Below are 18,314 nucleotides of genomic sequence, written 5' to 3' on the forward strand. Positions count from 1 at the left end.
TTGACTGATGAACTGAATTCCCAGTTCACGACGGTATGGAATACCGTCGTCGCAGAGCTTAATGGTGACGACAACCAGTATCTGTCCAGTTTTCCGCCGTTGACACCGCAGCAGCGCGCCTGGCTCACTCTGGTCAAACCGCTCACGATGGCCGAGGGTTTTGCACTGCTTTCGGTGCCGTCCAGCTTCGTGCAAAACGAGATCGAACGGCACCTGCGCGGGCCGATCGTGGAGGCCCTTTCCCGCAGGATCGGCGAGAACGTCGAACTCGGCGTACGGATCGCGGCACCGGCTCCTGGCGAAGATTCAGAGGTCGCCGGAGCAGCTCCAGAACTCGAGCTCGACGAGGTCGATGAGACCACCGAGGCGCTTGCTAGCGCACACGAATCGTGGCCTTCGTACTTCATCGACCGCCCTGGCGGAGCCGACAAGGCCGAGACCCCCGACACGAGCCTCAATTCGCGCTACACCTTCGAATCTTTCGTCATCGGCGCGTCCAATCGGTTCTCCCATGCGGCGGCTGTCGCTGTTTCCGAAGCCCCCGCCCGGGCCTACAACCCGCTGTTCATCTGGGGCGAATCCGGGTTGGGCAAGACACATCTGCTCCATGCCGCGGGGAACTACGCCCAGCGCCTGTTCCCCGGTATGCGCGTCAAGTACGTGTCCACCGAAGAGTTCACCAACGACTTCATCAACTCTTTGCGCGATGACCGTCGAGTCGCGTTCAAACGCAGCTACCGCGACATCGACGTTCTCCTGGTCGATGACATCCAGTTCATCGAGGGCAAGGAAGGTATCCAGGAAGAGTTCTTCCACACCTTCAACACCTTGCACAACGCCAACAAGCAGATCGTGATCTCCTCTGACCGGCCTCCGAAGGGCCTGGCCACTCTCGAGGACCGGCTGCGCACCCGCTTCGAGTGGGGCCTCATCACCGATGTTCAGCCCCCTGAACTGGAAACCCGAATCGCGATCCTGCGCAAGAAGGCGCAGATGGACCGACTGGACGTCCCCGACGACGTACTCGAGCTCATCGCAAGCCGGATCGAACGCAATATCCGTGAGCTTGAGGGTGCCCTGATCCGAGTCACCGCGTTCGCCTCGCTGAACAAGTCCCCCATCGAGTTGTCGTTGGCCGAGATCGTGCTGCGTGACCTCATCCCGGACTCCAACGCCATCCAGATCAGCGCGGCCACGATCATGGCCGTCACCGCCGAGTACTTCGATACCAGCCTTGACGAGCTTCGTGGGCCCGGTAAGACGCGTGCGCTGGCACAGGCACGTCAGATCGCCATGTACCTGTGTCGCGAGCTCACCGACCTGTCACTGCCCAAGATTGGCCAGACATTCGGGCGCGACCACACCACCGTCATGTACGCCGACAAGAAGGTCCGTGGCGAAATGGCTCAGCGGCGTGAGGTTTTCGATCACGTCAAGGAGCTCACCGCGCGGATACGCCAGCGCTCCCGACACTGACCTCATCCGTCCCCCACCCGGCCCGCGCGGCCGGGTTTTTTGTCTCACAACACCGATGCCGGCTCTCAACACGCGCCTATTTCAAGACTTTTGAAGATTTTTCTCGACGATTTTTTGTCACCCCGTGTGGCTCACACGTCACATCCACACCAGTGGAGGTTGTGCACAGGATTGTGGACTGCTGTGGGGCAAACCTGGGATCGGCTGGGAGTTGCTGAACGAATGACATCTGGTCCACACCCACCGTCCGCGAACCACGTCTGAATCCACAAACTCCTGACAACCCCGCTAGGCCTCTGTCGTGCGATAACACTTGTCTGTCCACAGATTCCACAGCACCTACTAATACTGCTTAAATCTCTATCTAATCTTCCTCTTTAAAAGCAGCTGTGTGGATGGACGCGTCAACAAGGCCCGTCGAGCCGGTAACCGAACGATGGACGACAGGGATCTCCGGGGAGACCGATCCGCTTTCCCGAAGCCTCGAAAGCATCTACGGTTGTGCTTCGGAAGTCGCATAGCCTGTCGGCTTCCCACTCCGAGTGACAGGACTTGTGCACGGTGCCCCGGTCAGTGCCGGACGGCCGCCGATGCGCTGTCGGCACTGTCACTAGGACGTGCCACGATGGCTATCAGGGATTTTTGTGTGGAAACAGTCCGAACTGGACAACGAGGAAGCGAAGGGTATTCATGGATCTTGCGAGCCCCACTGCCGCAGACACCAGCCTGAAGTTCAGGGTCGCGCGTGACGACTTCGCCGATTCGGTGGCGTGGGTCGCGCGGAGTCTGCCCTCGCGGCCGACGGTTCCGGTGCTGGCGGGTGTGCTGCTGACCGCGCATGACACCGGTTTGAGGTTGTCGGGCTTCGATTACGAGGTTTCCTCACAGGTGCAGGTGCCGGCCGAGGTCGCTGCTTCCGGTAGTGCACTGGTGTCGGGCCGGCTGCTCTCGGATATCACGCGGTCACTGCCCAACAAGCCGGTCGATGTGGCGCTGGAAGGCACTCGACTGCTGATCAGCTGCGGAAGCGCGAAGTTCTCGCTGCCGAGCATGCCGGTCGAGGACTATCCTTCGCTGCCTTCGCTGCCCGAGGAGACCGGAGCCCTGGGCGCCGAGGTGTTTTCCGAGGCGATCGGTCAGGTTGCAGTCGCCGCGGGCAAGGACGACACGCTTCCGATGCTTACCGGCATACGCGTTGAAATAAACGGCGACACAGTGGTTTTGGCGGCAACAGACCGATTCCGCTTGGCGGTCCGTGAGCTGAAATGGACCTCCGGTGCAGGTGAGATCAACGCTGCGGTGCTGGTACCGGCCAAGACGTTGTCCGAGGCGGCGAAGTCGGCCTCCAGCGGGTCAGACGTGCAGCTCGCCCTGGGATCGGGTTCGGCTATCGGATCCGAGGGCCTGCTCGGCATTGTCAGCAACGGCAAGCGCAGCACCACCCGCCTGCTAGATGCTGAATTCCCTAAGTTCCGCCAGTTGTTGCCGACCGAGCACACAGCTTTGGCGACGGTCGGCATTGCGGAGTTGGTCGAGGCCATCAAACGTGTTGCGCTGGTTGCTGATCGCGGTGCGCAGATCCGCTTGGAATTCGAGCCGGGGCTGCTGCGCCTGTCGGCAGGCGCCGACGATGTGGGTCGAGCCGAGGAAGAGCTGGAAGTCGAGTTTGTCGGCGAACCACTGACCATTGCCTTTAACCCGACCTATCTGACGGACGGGCTGGGGTCTCTGCACTCGAGCCGGGTGACGTTCGGATTTACCACGCCCAGCCGTCCGGCGGTGCTGCGTCCTGCGGAAGACGATCAAAGCTCCCCGGAAGGCACCGGGCCGTTCACGGCAGCGCAAACTGACTATGTGTATCTATTGATGCCGGTGCGCCTGCCCGGCTAGGGCTTGCGCCCCAAACGGTATAGGTACTGGTCATCGGAGGTTATGGGTCATGCAGCTGGGTTTGGTTGGACTGGGCAAGATGGGTTTCAACATGCGCGACCGGCTGCGGGCCGGCGAGCATGAGGTCATCGGGTACGACCCCCGCCCCGAGGTCACCGATGTGCCGTCGCTGAAAGCACTGGCGGATGCACTCGAGGCGCCACGCGTTGTGTGGGTGATGGTGCCGTCGGGGCCGGTCACGCAGCAGACGATCGCCGAGCTCGCCGAGGAGTTGTCCGAAGGCGACCTCGTGATCGACGGCGGCAACTCACGGTTCACTGAAGATCAGCCCAATGCAGATCTGTTGGCTGCCAAGGGAATTGGATACATCGACGCGGGAGTCTCCGGCGGGGTGTGGGGCAAAGACAATGGCTACGGGTTGATGGTCGGCGGCAGTGATGCGGATGTGGCGCGCGCGCTGCCGATTTTCGACACGTTGCGGCCGGAGGGCGACCGCGCGGATGGCTTCGTGCATGCCGGACCGGTGGGCGCAGGCCACTACGCCAAGATGATCCACAACGGCATCGAGTACGGGCTCATGCACGCCTATGCCGAGGGGTACGAGCTGCTGGCGGCCGAGCCCTTGATCACTGATGTGCAGGCCGTGCTGCAAGCCTGGACCAAGGGCACCGTGGTCCGATCCTGGCTGCTGGATTTATTGGCCAAGGCGTTGAAGGAAGATCCGGGCTTCGACGCTATTTCGGGATACACCGAGGATTCCGGCGAGGGGCGCTGGACCGTGGAAGAGGCCATCAACCACCGAGTGCCGGTACCCGTCATCGCTGCGTCCTTGTTCGCGCGATTTGCCTCGAGGCAAGAGGATTCGCCGGCGATGAAGGCAGTTTCAGCGCTGCGCAACCAGTTCGGCGGCCACGCGGTAAAGCGCGTCGGTCTCTCCGGCTAAGGCAGGCGCGTGGACTAGGTGTACGTACGACAGCTGGGATTACGGGATTTCCGGTCATGGGAGCGAGTTGACCTGGAGCTCGAGCCCGGACGCACGGTATTTGTGGGGCCCAACGGCTATGGCAAGACGAATCTAGTTGAAGCCCTGTGGTATTCATCCACGCTGGGGTCTCACCGGGTCGCGACCGACGCACCCCTGGTCCGCAACGGCGCGGAGCGGGCGGTGGTGTCGACCATCGTCGTGAACGAGGGTCGAGAGCTGGCGGTAGACCTGGAAATCGCGGCTGGTCGCGCCAACAAGGCCCGGATCAACCGATCCCCGGTGCGCAGCCCCCGCGAGATCGTCGGGATCCTGCACGCGGTGCTGTTCGCACCCGAAGACCTGTCCCTGGTGCGCGGCGACCCCTCTGATCGCCGGCGCTTCCTCGACGATCTGTTGATTCAGCGCCGTCCCCGAATGGCAGGTGTGCGTGCCGACTACGACAAGGTGCTTCGGCAACGCACGGCACTACTCAAGACGGCTGGGGCAGCGTTGCGGCAACGCAACGATCAAAGCGTGCTGGATACCCTCGACGTGTGGGACGGCCATTTAGTGGCGCATGGGGCCGAATTACTTTCCGCCCGTATCCAATTGGTGGGTGAGCTGCGGCCGCTGGTGGAGAAGTCGTATCAACTGCTGGCTCCGGCGTCGCGTCCCGCGGATATCGCGTACCGCAGCAGCGTGGTGGGTATCGAAGGGGAGCTGTCGGTGCAGCATCTCGCCGATGCGCTGCACGCGGGGTTGGTGGCCAAACGGTCCGCGGAGATCGAACGAGGCGTCTGTCTGGTGGGACCGCACCGCGATGACGTGGAATTGCGGCTCGGCGACGGGCCGGCCAAGGGGTTCGCCAGTCACGGGGAGTCGTGGTCCTTTGCGTTGGCATTGCGATTGGCGGCCTTCGACCTGCTTCGCTCCGACGGCACCGACCCGGTCCTCATGCTCGACGACGTATTCGCCGAACTGGACGGTGCCAGGCGTCGGTGCTTGGCCTCGGTGGCCGCCGATGCGGAGCAAGTTCTGGTGACGGCGGCGGTTCCGGACGACGTTCCCGAGGAATTGTCGGCACGCACGGTTACCGTCGATGTGCGGGAAGATTCCTCGGGAAGAAAGTCGGTGGCGCATGAGTGAGGAAGAGGCCTGGCCGCCGGAGCATTTGGCGGGGGTGACCGGGATGGATTTGGTGCGCCGGGTACTCGAAGAAGCGCGTGGTGCGGCCAAGCAGCAGGGCAAGGATGTCGGCAGAGGTGGTCGGTCTCCGCAGCAGCGCCGCAAGGTCGCGGGAGGGCGACGCACCTGGTCCGGACCGGGCCCAGATGCTCGAGACCCGCAGCTGTTGGGAAGGGCCGCAGGAGATTTGGCAAACCGGCGCGGATGGTCCTCCCGGGTGTCTGAGGGCGCGGTGTTCGGACGGTGGGATGCTGTCGTCGGTGAACAGATCGCCGCACACGCGACACCGACCGCCCTGAACGAGGGTGTGCTGACGGTGGCCGCGGAGTCCACGGCGTGGGCGACTCAGCTGCGGCTGGTGCAGGCTCAGCTGCTGGCGAAGATCGCCGCGGCCGTGGGCGACGGTGTGGTGACCAGTTTGAAGATCTCCGGACCGACCGCGCCGTCCTGGCGCAAGGGTCCCCGTCATATTGCCGGACGCGGTCCGCGCGACACCTACGGCTGAGGGCTCATCGCCGCGTCGCGCGATGGAACCGGCGTCTAGAGCGTCCTGACACGGGCAGATCCGAGATATGCGACGGAGGGCGTAAATAGAGGGGATGAAACATGCCCTGAAACTAGGTGCCGTCGGTACAGACCAGTAGGATGGTGCTAACACGGATCGCTGGGTCTATGGCCCGCGAGAGTCGTTACTTCCAGACAGGAGACAAAGTCGATCGTGGCTGCGCCGAAGAAGAGTGCCAAGAGCGAATACAGTGCCGACTCGATCACCATCCTAGAGGGGCTCGAGGCGGTCCGGAAACGCCCGGGCATGTACATCGGGTCGACCGGTGAGCGCGGTCTGCACCACCTGATCTGGGAAGTTGTCGATAACTCCGTCGATGAGGCGATGGCCGGGTACGCCTCCACCGTCGAGGTGACGATGCTTGAAGACGGCGGCATCCAGGTCAAGGACGATGGCCGCGGTATTCCGGTGGCCATGCACGCCTCCGGAATCCCGACCGTTGATGTCGTTATGACGCAGCTGCACGCCGGCGGCAAGTTCGACTCGGACTCCTACGCGGTGTCGGGCGGTCTGCACGGCGTGGGTATCTCGGTGGTGAACGCGCTCTCGACAAAGGTCGAGTTGGAGATCCTGCGGGATGGGCACGAGTGGCGGCAGGTGTACACCGCGTCGGTGCCGGGAACCCTGGAGGAGGGCGCCCCGACGAAGAAGACGGGCACCACGGTCCGATTCTGGGCGGATCCGAACATCTTCGAGACCACGACCTACGACTTTGAGACGGTCGCCAGGCGTCTGCAAGAGCAGGCCTTCCTCAACAAGGGTCTGACCATCAAGCTCACCGATGAGCGAGTGAGCAATGCAGATGTGACGGACGAAGTGGTCAGCGATACCGCTGAGGCACCCAAGACAGCTGAAGAGCAGGCTGCGGAATCTGCTGCGCCGCATAAGGTTAAGAACCGCGTCTTCCACTACCCCGATGGCCTGGTTGACTTCGTCAAGCACATCAACCGCACGAAATCAGCCATCCACTCCACCATCGTCGACTTCTCCGGCAAGGGCGAAGGCCATGAGGTGGAGATCGCGATGCAGTGGAACGCCGGTTACTCGGAGTCGGTGCACACCTTCGCCAACACCATCAACACCCACGAGGGCGGTACGCACGAGGAAGGATTCCGGGCGGCACTCACGACGGTGGTCAACAAGTATGCCAAGGAGAAGAAGCTCCTCAAGGAGAAGGACACCAACCTCACCGGCGACGACATTCGCGAGGGCCTGGCGGCGGTCATCTCGGTGAAGGTGGGCGAGCCACAGTTCGAGGGCCAGACCAAGACCAAACTGGGTAACACCGAGGTCAAGTCGTTTGTGCAGAAGGTGTGTAACGAGCAACTGCAGCACTGGTTCGACTCGAACCCGGCCGACGCGAAAACTGTTGTGAATAAGGCTGTTTCGTCGGCACAGGCGCGTATTGCGGCGCGCAAGGCTCGCGAGCTGGTTCGCCGTAAGAGCGCCACCGATATCGGTGGGCTGCCCGGCAAGCTGGCCGACTGCCGCTCCACTGATCCGTCGAAGTCGGAACTGTATGTGGTGGAGGGTGACTCGGCCGGCGGTTCGGCCAAGAGCGGTCGCGACTCGATGTTCCAGGCGATTCTGCCGCTGCGCGGCAAGATCATCAATGTCGAAAAGGCCCGTATTGACCGGGTTTTGAAGAACACGGAAGTCCAGGCGATCATCACGGCGCTTGGCACCGGTATTCACGACGAGTTTGATCTAGCCAAGCTGCGGTATCACAAGATCGTGCTGATGGCCGACGCCGACGTTGACGGCCAACACATTTCGACGCTGCTGCTGACGCTGCTGTTCCGGTTTATGCGCCCGTTGGTTGAGCACGGGCACATCTTCCTGGCACAGCCGCCGCTGTACAAGCTCAAGTGGCAGCGCACGCTGCCCGAGTTCGCGTACTCGGATCGTGAACGCGATGGGTTGATGGAAGCCGGGCTCAAGGCCGGCAAGAAAATCAACAAGGACGATGGCATCCAGCGCTACAAGGGTCTGGGCGAGATGGACGCTAAGGAACTGTGGGAGACCACCATGGATCCGTCCGTGCGTGTGCTGCGTCAGGTGACACTCGATGACGCTGCCGCGGCCGACGAACTGTTCTCGATCCTGATGGGCGAGGACGTCGAGGCGCGCCGCAGCTTCATCACCCGAAACGCCAGGGATGTGCGCTTCCTCGACGTGTAGTAGTCGCCGGCCCGACCGGGGAGATAGTTGCGGCCGGTTGCCGGCGGAACTCCCAGAAGCTGTCCTCGTCGTCCCAACCGGGGGTGGCCGGGCGCTTCTGGGGTGCATCTTTCGTCGCGACGGGGGGCTCTTGCGCGGGCGCGGGCGGGTTTCCCGCTTGCCAGGCGGCGCGTTCACGTGCCTGCCGCGCCTGGTCCGCGTGTATCTCCTGGGAAACGCTGCGCCGTCGTGAGTTTTCGGCTCTTCGAGCCTCGCCCAAACTCCAGCTGCAAGGCGTACAGCCGGTCCGCGTACCCCATCTTCCGTGTCCTTTCGCAGCTTGGAAGTGCCCAGATTTCACCTCTAAATACTTGAGACGTCGGTATGCCAGATTCGGTTCCATCGAATTTGGGGGTGTGGAGTGGTGCCGCGCAGGACGTCGGTCGCTCAGTTGATCGCCCCGTCTGGATCAAGATCCAGACGGGGCGCGGAGCGGGCGCCGGTCAATCACCAGAGGCCGGGTACCAGCCGGTAGCGGACGCGTGCCGCGTATTCGGGATAGCCGTCGAGTTCTCGGGTGAGCAGCCGCTCCTCCCCGACTGCTCGAAACCCCAGCGCGACGACGGTTACCGCGGCTCCGATCAGCCCGTACCAGGATCCCAGCAGCAGCGGCATGCCGATGAGGAACGGTATGGCTCCCGCGTACATCGGATGCCGCACATACGCATAGGGGCCGGTGTCGGCGATCGAGTGTCCACGTTCGGCCTGTACTTTCACGATGGGCGCGGCAAAGCTGTTGGCGCGGAACACAGAGATCATCGACAACAACGAAGCCGCGACGAGTACAGCGCCCATCACCTCAACCCACAGGGGAACGTCCGACCAACCCCAGCGATGGTCGAATCCCGGTATTGCGAACCAGATCGGCATGCCCACGATCGCAAACACCATGAAGACCTTGTCCCAGGTCGTTTGGTCTGGCTGGCGCGGTGAACCAAGCCGCTCCGCCAGCAGCGCAGGGTTGTCGTTCAGCAGCCACAGGTGCACACCGATGTTGAGGATGGTCATCTCGATGATCAGGGTCCACAACTGAGGCCAGTTCCACGTCCCGGCGGCCAACAGCATCAACCCGCCCAATGCAATGGTCGAGACGATGTTGGCGGTGAGCAGCTTGACCAGTAGTCGCTTTTTCGACGGAATGGCCTGAGTCATATGTCGACGCTACTGCGCGGACAACCTCTTCAACAGCAGTGACGAGCTATCGGCGTCCAGTTCGATGCCGAAGACTTCCTGGAGCGCGACCAGTACCTGGTCGGGTGTCAGATGCTGAGTGTCCCTGCCGATGCCGGGCCGTACGGCGTGCAGCTCCCGGTGGTCCAAGATGTATGCGTGATCGGGCGCTATACGTTGCACGAAAAGCCTTGTGCTGAAGGGGGAATGAGGACTTGATGCGACAAAGTAGCTCGCGGCGCGATAGTCGATCGGGTACTGAGGTTCGAGCACGAATGTGTGTCGGCTCATCCACCCCGTCTGCGTCCCGTCTCCGGCTGCCTCCGACAGGGTCCAGCCATCGGCCCCGGGTGTGACTTCACCGCGGCGCAGCTCGTACGTCCACGACCCGTCGGTGATGACGTCCTCATCGACGAGACGTATGGGCACAAGAGGACTGGTGCCGAACCCGACGTCACAAAGCCATCGTTGTCCGTCAAGTCGGACCACGAGCATGCCGTGTGTCGACGGCCGAATAGTGGTGGCACCCATCTGTACCCGGCCCTGAATGCCAAAGAAGTCGAAACCGAGACGCTCTAGAACGGCCGCGAAAAGCGCGACGTGTTCATAGCAGTAGCCGCCGCGGGGGCTGCGCAACAGCTTCGCCTGGACCGTCGGGATATCCAACGCAACGTGCTTGTGTAGTACCGCATCCAGGTTCTCCCACTTGATGTTCAGGACATGTCCGCGCTGCAGGCGGCGCAGGGTGTCCAAGGACGGCGACCGGGTGCCGTCGAAGCCTACGAAGGCCAGGTATTCGTCGAGCGCGAGCTCGTCTCCGTTCCACATGGTGTGGACAACGTACTAGCAGGCCGGGGTATCGCTGAAGCGCCGCGGACGATATCTGGCAGAAAGGTGGAACCGAATGGCGCGTTCGTGCGTCGGAGCACAATAGAAGGCGAATTCTGTCCACGATCAGGAGGTGAGGGCTATGAGCGAGGAGCTTCAGCGCGATCTCGACCTGATCCGCAGTGTCGCCGACCGCAGCGTGATGGACATTGAAGTCGCCGGTCGTGAGGCGACAGCCGAGGTCAGGCGGCAGTTGAATTCTGTGCAGGCGTCGGAGCATCAGCAGCAAGTGAAACCGGTCGTCCCGCCTCCGTCCGAGCTTGACGAGGACGACTACTACCAGTTTCAGCGATACGGGCGATGACAATCTGCGCTGAGTTAGGAGATCCGACATGCCTGCAGTGATCCCTGGGAACGGACCGGGAGGTCAGGGTCTCCAGGTAGACGCCACGCAGGCTCGCGAGGTAGCGCAGCAGCTGAAGCAACTGGGCGACAGTTTGATACCGGCTGCGTCCGCGCCGCAAGAGAGTCCAGGGCCGGAGAAATCCATAGCAGCCATCGCGGCGGTGTTCGCGGCCAGTGACCACTTTTCGAAAGAGTGCGGCTCCTTCCTCCAGAGGGAGGGCGCAACGCTGGAGCGCGCGGTCCATGCGTTTGAAGATATGGATCAACGGAACGCGGGGAACATCGGTGCCGTCGACCCGCGGAACAAGTAGGCGGACCGGATGGGGGATCCGACGCGGGCACAGATTGAACAATGGCGAACCGACCAGCTCGGCGCGGCAGCGAAGAACTGGGGTGAGGTTGCCGATCACGTCGAATTCGTGCTGAACGCGGCGAAGGAGGCGATAAAATCTCCCATCGGAAAGGGGCAATTCCTAGACAAGTTCAAGGAATCGGCCGAGGCGGTCATCGCGAGAACCCCTCACCAAATCGAGAGACTCCGAGCCGCTAAGACGGCAGCCGAAACGTCCCAGACGGACTTGAAGGACGCCAAGAGCGCGGCTGTGTCAGCGATCAACGATGCAGAGGGCGACGATTTCACCGTCAACCAGGACCTCTCACTCACGGATAGGAAGACGAACGCGTCCTTTGTGGACCGAGCGTTTCGGAAGATCACAAAATTCGTGCACGAGGGCATCATTCGACTTCGCGCAAGGGCACTCGTGGGTGTCGACAACAGGATCGCTGCCGAGCTGCACAAGATCGCTGAGGAGGTAAGCGCGTTCCGCGTTGGAGGAGCCGACGGGACCACAGTGCTTACTGGCGGGGCACTGCCGCCGGGGCAAAGCAGGAACCTTGGTCCGATCGCAGGCACTAATGCGCCCCCTATCTCGGGCATCAAGGGCACCGACCTGGGCGAGGTCATCGAAATCCCTGACGGCAAGGGCGGCAAGAAGCTGGTCGCGATCTTTGGTGACTCGTTTTCCGAAGATCGACTGGGGGGCAACCACTACAAGTCAGTTGCCGTCGAGGTCAAAGGGTTTGACGAACAAGGGAAGCCGATCTGGGGCGATGTCCTTACCGGTTACGACGGCGAGCAAGGGCGAGCCCCGCTTTTTCCGACGACCGGACTTCCTGGCGACGTGGCGAAGGGCCCGAATACCTTGCCCGCGGGAAGCATTGTCATGAACAACGGGGATGTTTACACGATGGTGGCAGCCACAAAGGATTTGCACCCGGATGGTGGAACATGGTTCGCGAAGGCCAACGGTGATTTCTCTAACGGTTGGCCACCGATCGGCTCCAGCTACCAGACGGCGGAAGCTTCACCCATCTCACAGGTCAGCGGGTATCAGGCCAAAGACGGGACCACCTACATAGCGGCTAATGGGTTCGATCGGGGCCAAGGTGTGACCATGTACCGAGTGCCCGACGGAGTCGATGTCACAGATCGCAAGAACTGGGAGCCATGGACGGGAAATGGATGGGGTAGTCGTGGGCAGATCACAACCCACGATGTCACCCAAGGACAGCGCTTCGGGGAGATAAGTATGCGTGAGGTTCAAGGCACACCGGTAATATCTGGATTTAATAGCACAACAGGCGATGTCGAAGTGCATGTTGGTGTTGGCGGTAACGACCCGACAAAAATATTCTCTAGCGCGCCGACCACGGTCATCAGTAGCGGCCAGCTTCCTCAACCGTATGGGGGGTATATTCTCCCTAATTCGACGCTAGATCGTCTACTTATTATGGGAAGCCAATGGGATACCACGACCAACGATACCTATCATTCGAGCGTAATTGAGGTTAACCCGAACCGGTAGAGGCGAAAGATACTGGGACAAAGGAAGTTACGGCGATGCGAAAGAAGTCACTACCGGCGAGGGCCACAACAGCTTCGATGGCGGCGTTTCTCGCCGTTCTGTGTGCGTGTCACGCAAATGCTGAACCGCCCAGGTTTCCCGATATGAACAGCTATTCAGCGGCCAATGTTGACGAATATGTAATTCTGCTTCCCAATGTCGGCCGCGAACCAATTAGGGCGGTGTATTTTCTCACCCCGGACGGCCTCCACTGCGGTTTTCTCAGAGGATCGGCGGGTTGCACGGGCGATAATATTCCTGGAGTGTCTGAAAAAGACAAGAATCCGTATACCTATGTAAGTACCGGTTCCGGTATTGAGCCGACTGCGTCGACGCCGTACAAAAATGGCCAGATCCAAGGACATGAGCTGAAGACTCTGCCGCCATTGCACTCCATTACGGTCGAGGGAGCGATCTGCGGTGTTGACGATGCAGGCACGACTGCATGTAGGGGGTCGGACGGAGGCGGGTTCGTACTGTCCAAGTTGGGGTCAACGTGGTTCCCGAAGGTGTAACCGCTGTCACTCCTCACCCATAGAGTGACCGCATGGCCGTCGAGCGTCCCACCATCTACTTTGCCTCCCAACAAGACTGGGAAGCGTGGCTGGACGAGAATCACGAGGACTCCCCCGGCGTGTGGATCAAGATGGCCAAGAAGGCCAGCGGGATCCCCAGCGTCAATCACAAGGAAGCCCTCGAAGAGGCTCTCTGCTTCGGGTGGATCGACGGACAAGCCAAATCGCTTGACGAGACATACACCCTGCGCATGTTCACCCCGCGCCGTGCCCGTAGCACCTGGTCGAAGATCAACGTCGGCCACATCGAACGGCTCACCAAGGAAGGCCGCGTCCGACCGGCCGGCGTACGAGAAGTGGACGCCGCCAAGGCAGACGGACGCTGGGACGCCGCCTACAGCTCGCAGGCAACCATCGAGGTTCCCGACGATTTCGCGCAGGCACTGCGGGCCCGGCCTGACGCGCAGAGGTTCTTCGACTCCCTGACCAAAACGGCACGCTGGCCGTTCCTGTTTCGGCTTGCCACCATCAAGAAACCGGAGACTCGCACCCGGCGGATCGTCCAATACGTCGAGCTACTGGCCGATGGAAAGACGTTGACCTAGCGCGCCTTCACGCCTTGTGCGCAACGGAGACGATGTAGTCCGAATGCAGCGAGAAGAGCCGCATACCCACCGAATTGAACTGCGCCCGCAACAACGGGTTGACGTGCTTCATATCCGGCTGGCGCAGTCGTTTGGCCAGGAATTTGGACAGTGGCGGATAGACATCGTCGGCAATCGACCACGTCTCGGCGCGTGCAAAGCCGATGTCCAACAAAAGATCCCGATACCCCTGCACGTCGACGGCCCAGGGCACCGCGCTCGCCGGCGCGCCCTGCCAGCCCTTCCGCGCCACCTGGTTGCGTGCCAGCGCGGTGAGTGCGGTGCGCCGCGGGACAATATCGGCGGTCACCAACCGGCCCCCGGGCTTGAGCACGCGCAGCGCCTCACGGAAGAAGTCGATGCGCGAGGGGAAGTGAAAGGCCGACTCGAGCGCGACCACTTTGGTGCAGGACTCGTTCGGGAACGGCAGATCGGTGGCGGAGGCCTTGACGTAGGAGACCGTCTTGGACAGACCTGCCTCGGCGACGCGACGGGTTGAGATGGCGATCTGTTCCTCGGCGATGTTGACCCCGGTGATCTTTTTCACCTTGAACTCGTTGGCCCACAAAATGTCCTGATCGCCGTACCCGCAGCCGCAATCGACCACCACGTCCGAGGAAGTAAACCCGGCGCTGGAGGCAACCAGGCGCGCGAGATCGCGGCTGGCCTCGTCGAGGGTTGTCGGGTGATCGCGCCAATAGCCAAAGTTGATGAAGAGCGATTCCTCGCCGAACAAGTTCTGCGGGCCGACGATGTCGTAGACCATTCCGGTCTTGGGGCCGTCGGTGTTCGATACCGCGACGGCCGCCATGCGCCGCCACTCGTCTGCCCATCGGCGTAGCCGTTCGCCGGTTGATTCCTCGGTGAAATCGGAAGTCAGAGTGGTCATGGCTGGCAGCTCCATTCGGTTCTGGCCGCCCCGTTGCGGCCCATGCCTGCGTAACAAACAGTACCGGATACTTTGGATATCGGCATCTAAAGCCGCTGAGAACGACGCACGGGACTGCATCCGAGAAGCCGGCGTACAAAGTGACTAGGCTGGTGGGGTTGCCCGGCCTTCTCCGGGCGCAGCATGAACGAGGAGCACATGACCGACACAACGCTGCCCCCCGGCGGTGATGACGCCGTCGACCGGATCGAACCGGTAGATATCCAGCAGGAGATGCAGCGCAGCTACATCGATTACGCCATGAGCGTCATCGTGGGCCGCGCCCTGCCAGAGGTGCGAGACGGCCTCAAGCCTGTGCACCGCCGCGTTCTCTACGCGATGTACGACTCCGGGTTCCGGCCCGACCGCAGCCACGCTAAGTCGGCGCGCTCGGTTGCCGAGACCATGGGTAACTACCACCCGCACGGCGACTCGTCGATTTACGACACCTTGGTGCGTATGGCGCAGCCCTGGTCGCTGCGCTACCCGCTGGTGGACGGCCAGGGAAACTTCGGCTCACCGGGTAACGACCCTGCGGCCGCCATGCGTTACACCGAGGCCCGGCTCACCCCGCTGGCCATGGAGATGCTGCGTGAAATCGACGAGGAGACAGTCGATTTCAGCCCCAACTACGACGGCCGTGTCATGGAGCCGACCGTGCTGCCGAGCCGGTTCCCGAACCTGCTGGCCAACGGCTCAGGCGGTATCGCCGTCGGTATGGCCACGAACATGCCCCCGCACAACCTGCGCGAGTTGGCCGAGGCGGTCTACTGGGCGCTGGACAACCACGAGGCCGACGAGGAGACCACCCTCAAGGCGGTCTGCGAAAGGATCAGCGGTCCGGACTTTCCGACATCCGGATTGATCGTTGGCACACAAGGGATTCACGACGCATACACCACCGGGCGCGGTTCCATCCGCATGCGCGGTGTAGCCGAGATCGAGGAAGATTCCAAGGGCAGAACGTCTTTGGTGATCACCGAGTTGCCGTACCAGGTCAACCACGACAACTTCATCACCTCGATCGCCGAGCAGGTGCGAGACGGAAAGATCGCCGGTATCTCGGCCATCGAAGACCAGAGCTCCGACCGTGTGGGCCTGCGAATCGTGGTGGTGCTCAAGCGCGATGCCGTCGCCAAGGTGGTGCTGAACAACCTCTACAAGCACTCCCAGCTGCAGACCAGCTTCGGCGCCAACATGCTGTCGATCGTCGACGGTGTGCCGCGCACGCTGCGTCTGGATCAGCTGATCCGGCACTACGTCAATCACCAGTTGGACGTTGTCATCCGGCGTACCCGCTACCGGTTGCGTAAGGCCAACGAGCGTGCGCACATCTTGCGCGGCTTGGTGAAAGCCCTTGACGCGCTTGATGAAGTGATCGCGTTGATCCGCGCCTCGCAGACTGTCGATATTGCCCGGCAGGGCCTGATCGAGCTGTTGGATGTCGACGAGATCCAGTCACAGGCCATTCTCGATATGCAGCTGCGTCGCCTGGCGGCCCTGGAGCGGCAGAGAATTGTCGAGGACCTCGCCAAGATCGAAGCCGAGATCGCCGACCTCGAGGACATTCTGGCCAAGCCGGAACGTCAGCGCGCCATCGTTCGAGACGAACTGAGCGAACTCGTCGAGCGCTATGGCGACGACCGCCGCACCCGGATCATCGCCGCGGACGGCGATGTCGCCGACGAAGACCTCATCGCCCGCGAGGACGTCGTCGTCACCATCACCGAGACCGGGTACGCCAAGCGCACCAAGACCGACCTGTACCGCAGCCAGAAGCGCGGCGGTAAGGGCGTACAGGGCGCGGGCCTGAAGCAGGACGACATCGTCAAGCACTTCTTCGTGTGCTCGACGCATGACTGGATCCTGTTCTTCACCACCAAGGGCCGCGTCTACCGCGCCAAGGCGTACGACCTGCCCGAGGCCGCCCGCACCGCGCGCGGTCAGCACGTCGCCAACCTGCTGGCCTTCCAGCCGGAGGAGCGCATCGCGCAGGTCATCCAGATCAAGAGCTACGAAGACGCCCCGTACCTCGTGCTCGCGACCAAGAACGGCCTGGTGAAGAAGTCCAAGCTCACCGACTTCGATTCCAATCGCAGCGGTGGCCTGGTGGCCGTCAACCTGCGTGATGGCGACGAACTCGTGGGTGCGGTGCTGTGCTCCTCCGAGGAGGACCTGCTGCTGGTTTCGGCGCACGGCCAGTCCATCCGCTTCAGTGCCACCGACGACGCCCTTCGGCCCATGGGCCGCGCCACCTCGGGGGTGCAGGGCATGCGTTTCAACGGCGAGGACGACCTACTGTCGCTGAACGTCGTCAGAGAGGGCACCTACCTGCTGGTGGCGACCGCCGGCGGCTACTCCAAGCGGACGGCGATCGAGGAGTACCCGGTGCAGGGACGCGGCGGCAAGGGCGTGCTGACGGTTCAGTACGACCCGCGCCGAGGCAGCCTTGTGGGCGCACTGGTCGTGGACGAGGACGCCGAGCTGTACGCCATCACGTCGGGCGGCGGCGTCATCCGCACGACGGCGAAGTCGGTGCGTAAGGCCGGCCGTCAGACCAAGGGCGTGCGGTTGATGAACCTCGGCGAGGGCGACACCCTATTGGCAATCGCGCATAATGCCGATGAGGGTGATGCTGACTCCGACGACGACATCGTCGGCGCAAGCGAGTAAGGAGCTGTAGGTGAGTTCACCGAACGATCCGGGGGAGTCTGGCGCCAACGAACGCCCCGTGGACCAGGCGGACTTGCCTCCCTGGCAGCGGGCGGAGCGGCGGCGTGGCTCACACGCCGCCGCTACCGGTCCGCAGCGGGTCCCCAGCAGGGAGCCGCGGCCAGGTGGCGCACCGACGGAGATCATTCCGATCATCGACGACGCCACCGCACCGCCGACCGCACCGACATCGGCACCGCGACCCGCCAGTCGACCCTCCGCGGGCCTGGATGCCCGGCTCAACCGGTTCATCTCGGGGACCGCCGCCCCGGCCGGATTCAACACCCCACTGGAACGGCCGGAACCGGAGCCCGAGCAGGAACCCGAGCCGTACGACGAGGTGCCGGAGCGTCCCGAAAGGCCGGAACGGCCCGAGCCGGCGCGTTCGGGCACCCCGTGGGGCGAGGCGAGCGCACAGGAGCCCGTGCGCGCCCCCAAGAACAACGACCTGCCCGACCTGTCGGGGCCGGTTCCCCGCCCACCACGCAGAAGTGAAGCGGCACAAAGTGGTTCAGCGGTAACGGTTGGTCCCGCACGCCGCGGCCCGCTGCGGGCGGCCATGCAGATCCGCCGTGTTGATCCGTGGGCGACCCTCAAGGTTTCGCTGGTGTTGTCGGTGGTGTTCTTCTTCGTCTGGATGATCGCCGTCGCGATGCTGTACCTGGTGCTCGGCGCGATGGGTGTGTGGTCGAAGCTCAACGAGAACGTGGGCGAACTCATCACCAACAGCGGCGGGGGCGAGTTGGTGTCCAGCGGCACCATCTTCGGCACCGCACTGCTCATCGGTTTGGTGAACATCGTCCTGATGACCGCGGCCGCCACCATCGGCGCGTTCATCTACAACCTGACCACCGATCTCGTCGGCGGTATCGAGGTCACACTGGCCGATCGCGACTAACGGTTTGGGA

General features: G+C 62.5%; 13 protein-coding genes and 2 pseudogenes. 11 read left to right on the forward strand and 4 right to left on the reverse strand.

The annotated features are described in order from the left end of the window. The gene (dnaA, locus tag DSM43276_RS00005; RefSeq protein ID WP_078328742.1) at positions 1-1,476 is read left to right on the forward strand and encodes a chromosomal replication initiator protein DnaA; all 1,476 of its coding nucleotides are present in this window, start codon (positions 1-3) and stop codon (positions 1,474-1,476) included. A 76-nt stretch (positions 1,477-1,552) separates the two neighbouring features. Here dnaA and DSM43276_RS23965 read toward each other — a convergent pair. Continuing rightward, positions 1,553-1,746, reverse strand: a pseudogene (locus tag DSM43276_RS23965) (hypothetical protein). Positions 1,747-2,166: 420 nt separating this feature from the next. On the opposite strand from DSM43276_RS23965, the gene dnaN reads away from it, so the two are divergent. The 5 genes from dnaN to gyrB all read left to right on the forward strand — a co-directional run bounded on the left by dnaN (position 2,167) and on the right by gyrB (position 8,261). Continuing rightward, the gene (gene dnaN, locus DSM43276_RS00015; RefSeq protein WP_078328743.1) at positions 2,167-3,366 is read left to right on the forward strand and encodes a DNA polymerase III subunit beta; all 1,200 of its coding nucleotides are present in this window, start codon (positions 2,167-2,169) and stop codon (positions 3,364-3,366) included. 49 nt (positions 3,367-3,415) lie between these two features. After that, positions 3,416-4,309 (forward strand): phosphogluconate dehydrogenase (NAD(+)-dependent, decarboxylating), encoded by an 894-nt coding sequence (gnd, locus tag DSM43276_RS00020; protein ID WP_078325659.1) that lies wholly within the window; start codon positions 3,416-3,418, stop codon positions 4,307-4,309. 18 nt (positions 4,310-4,327) lie between these two features. Then, positions 4,328-5,476 carry a DNA replication/repair protein RecF gene (recF, locus tag DSM43276_RS00025; protein WP_078328744.1) on the forward strand — a complete coding sequence of 383 codons (1,149 nt, stop codon included), beginning with the start codon at positions 4,328-4,330 and terminating at the stop codon, positions 5,474-5,476. Then, positions 5,469-6,020, forward strand: a complete 552-nt coding sequence (locus tag DSM43276_RS00030; RefSeq protein ID WP_078289686.1) for a DUF721 family protein — start codon at positions 5,469-5,471, stop codon at positions 6,018-6,020. Before recF ends, DSM43276_RS00030 begins: the two co-directional genes overlap by 8 nt. Positions 6,021-6,233: 213 nt before the next feature. Next, positions 6,234-8,261, forward strand: a complete 2,028-nt coding sequence (gene gyrB / locus DSM43276_RS00035; RefSeq protein ID WP_078325657.1) for a DNA topoisomerase (ATP-hydrolyzing) subunit B — start codon at positions 6,234-6,236, stop codon at positions 8,259-8,261. Positions 8,262-8,747: 486 nt separating this feature from the next. On the opposite strand, the gene DSM43276_RS00040 is transcribed toward gyrB, so the two are convergent. Next, positions 8,748-9,452, reverse strand: a complete 705-nt coding sequence (locus DSM43276_RS00040) for a methyltransferase family protein (protein ID WP_078328745.1) — start codon at positions 9,450-9,452, stop codon at positions 8,748-8,750. Between the two features lie 9 nt (positions 9,453-9,461). Continuing rightward, positions 9,462-10,298, reverse strand: coding sequence for an arylamine N-acetyltransferase family protein (locus DSM43276_RS00045; protein WP_078328746.1), 837 nt, complete (start codon positions 10,296-10,298; stop codon positions 9,462-9,464). A gap of 142 nt (positions 10,299-10,440) precedes the next feature. Between DSM43276_RS00045 and DSM43276_RS00050 the strand changes: the two genes are divergently transcribed. The 3 genes from DSM43276_RS00050 to DSM43276_RS00070 all read left to right on the forward strand — a co-directional run bounded on the left by DSM43276_RS00050 (position 10,441) and on the right by DSM43276_RS00070 (position 13,727). Continuing rightward, entirely contained in the window at positions 10,441-10,662 is a 222-nt protein-coding gene (locus DSM43276_RS00050) for a hypothetical protein (protein ID WP_078328747.1), read from the forward strand. Positions 10,663-11,023: 361 nt separating this feature from the next. Continuing rightward, complete coding sequence (locus DSM43276_RS00060) at positions 11,024-12,568, forward strand: DUF4185 domain-containing protein (protein WP_078328749.1); 1,545 nt, start codon at positions 11,024-11,026, stop codon at positions 12,566-12,568. A gap of 586 nt (positions 12,569-13,154) precedes the next feature. Then, on the forward strand, positions 13,155-13,727 hold the full coding sequence (locus DSM43276_RS00070) for a YdeI/OmpD-associated family protein (RefSeq protein ID WP_078328751.1): 573 nt from the start codon (positions 13,155-13,157) through the stop codon (positions 13,725-13,727). A gap of 7 nt (positions 13,728-13,734) precedes the next feature. On the opposite strand, the pseudogene DSM43276_RS00075 reads toward DSM43276_RS00070, so the two are convergent. Then, positions 13,735-14,699: pseudogene (locus tag DSM43276_RS00075) on the reverse strand (SAM-dependent methyltransferase). Positions 14,700-14,853: 154 nt separating this feature from the next. On the opposite strand from DSM43276_RS00075, the gene gyrA reads away from it, so the two are divergent. Then, positions 14,854-17,367, forward strand: coding sequence for a DNA gyrase subunit A (gene gyrA / locus DSM43276_RS00080; protein ID WP_078326070.1), 2,514 nt, complete (start codon positions 14,854-14,856; stop codon positions 17,365-17,367). 10 nt (positions 17,368-17,377) lie between these two features. Beyond that, positions 17,378-18,304, forward strand: coding sequence for a DUF3566 domain-containing protein (locus DSM43276_RS00085; protein WP_078328753.1), 927 nt, complete (start codon positions 17,378-17,380; stop codon positions 18,302-18,304). The last annotated feature ends 10 nt before the right edge of the window (positions 18,305-18,314 follow it).

Origin of the sequence: Mycobacteroides salmoniphilum, assembly GCF_004924335.1 — a bacterium.
Classification (GTDB): domain Bacteria; phylum Actinomycetota; class Actinomycetes; order Mycobacteriales; family Mycobacteriaceae; genus Mycobacterium; species Mycobacterium salmoniphilum.

Coding starts and splice junctions, on each gene's coding strand:
- dnaN (WP_078328743.1), top strand. CDS start 2,167: ATGGATCTTGCGAGCCCCACTGCCGCAGACACCAGCCTGAAGTTCAGG.
- DSM43276_RS00040 (WP_078328745.1), bottom strand. CDS start 9,452: ATGACTCAGGCCATTCCGTCGAAAAAGCGACTACTGGTCAAGCTGCTC.
- DSM43276_RS00045 (WP_078328746.1), bottom strand. CDS start 10,298: ATGTGGAACGGAGACGAGCTCGCGCTCGACGAATACCTGGCCTTCGTA.
- DSM43276_RS00070 (WP_078328751.1), top strand. CDS start 13,155: ATGGCCGTCGAGCGTCCCACCATCTACTTTGCCTCCCAACAAGACTGG.
- DSM43276_RS00050 (WP_078328747.1), top strand. CDS start 10,441: ATGAGCGAGGAGCTTCAGCGCGATCTCGACCTGATCCGCAGTGTCGCC.
- DSM43276_RS00030 (WP_078289686.1), top strand. CDS start 5,469: ATGAGTGAGGAAGAGGCCTGGCCGCCGGAGCATTTGGCGGGGGTGACC.
- gyrA (WP_078326070.1), top strand. CDS start 14,854: ATGACCGACACAACGCTGCCCCCCGGCGGTGATGACGCCGTCGACCGG.
- gnd (WP_078325659.1), top strand. CDS start 3,416: ATGCAGCTGGGTTTGGTTGGACTGGGCAAGATGGGTTTCAACATGCGC.
- DSM43276_RS00060 (WP_078328749.1), top strand. CDS start 11,024: ATGGGGGATCCGACGCGGGCACAGATTGAACAATGGCGAACCGACCAG.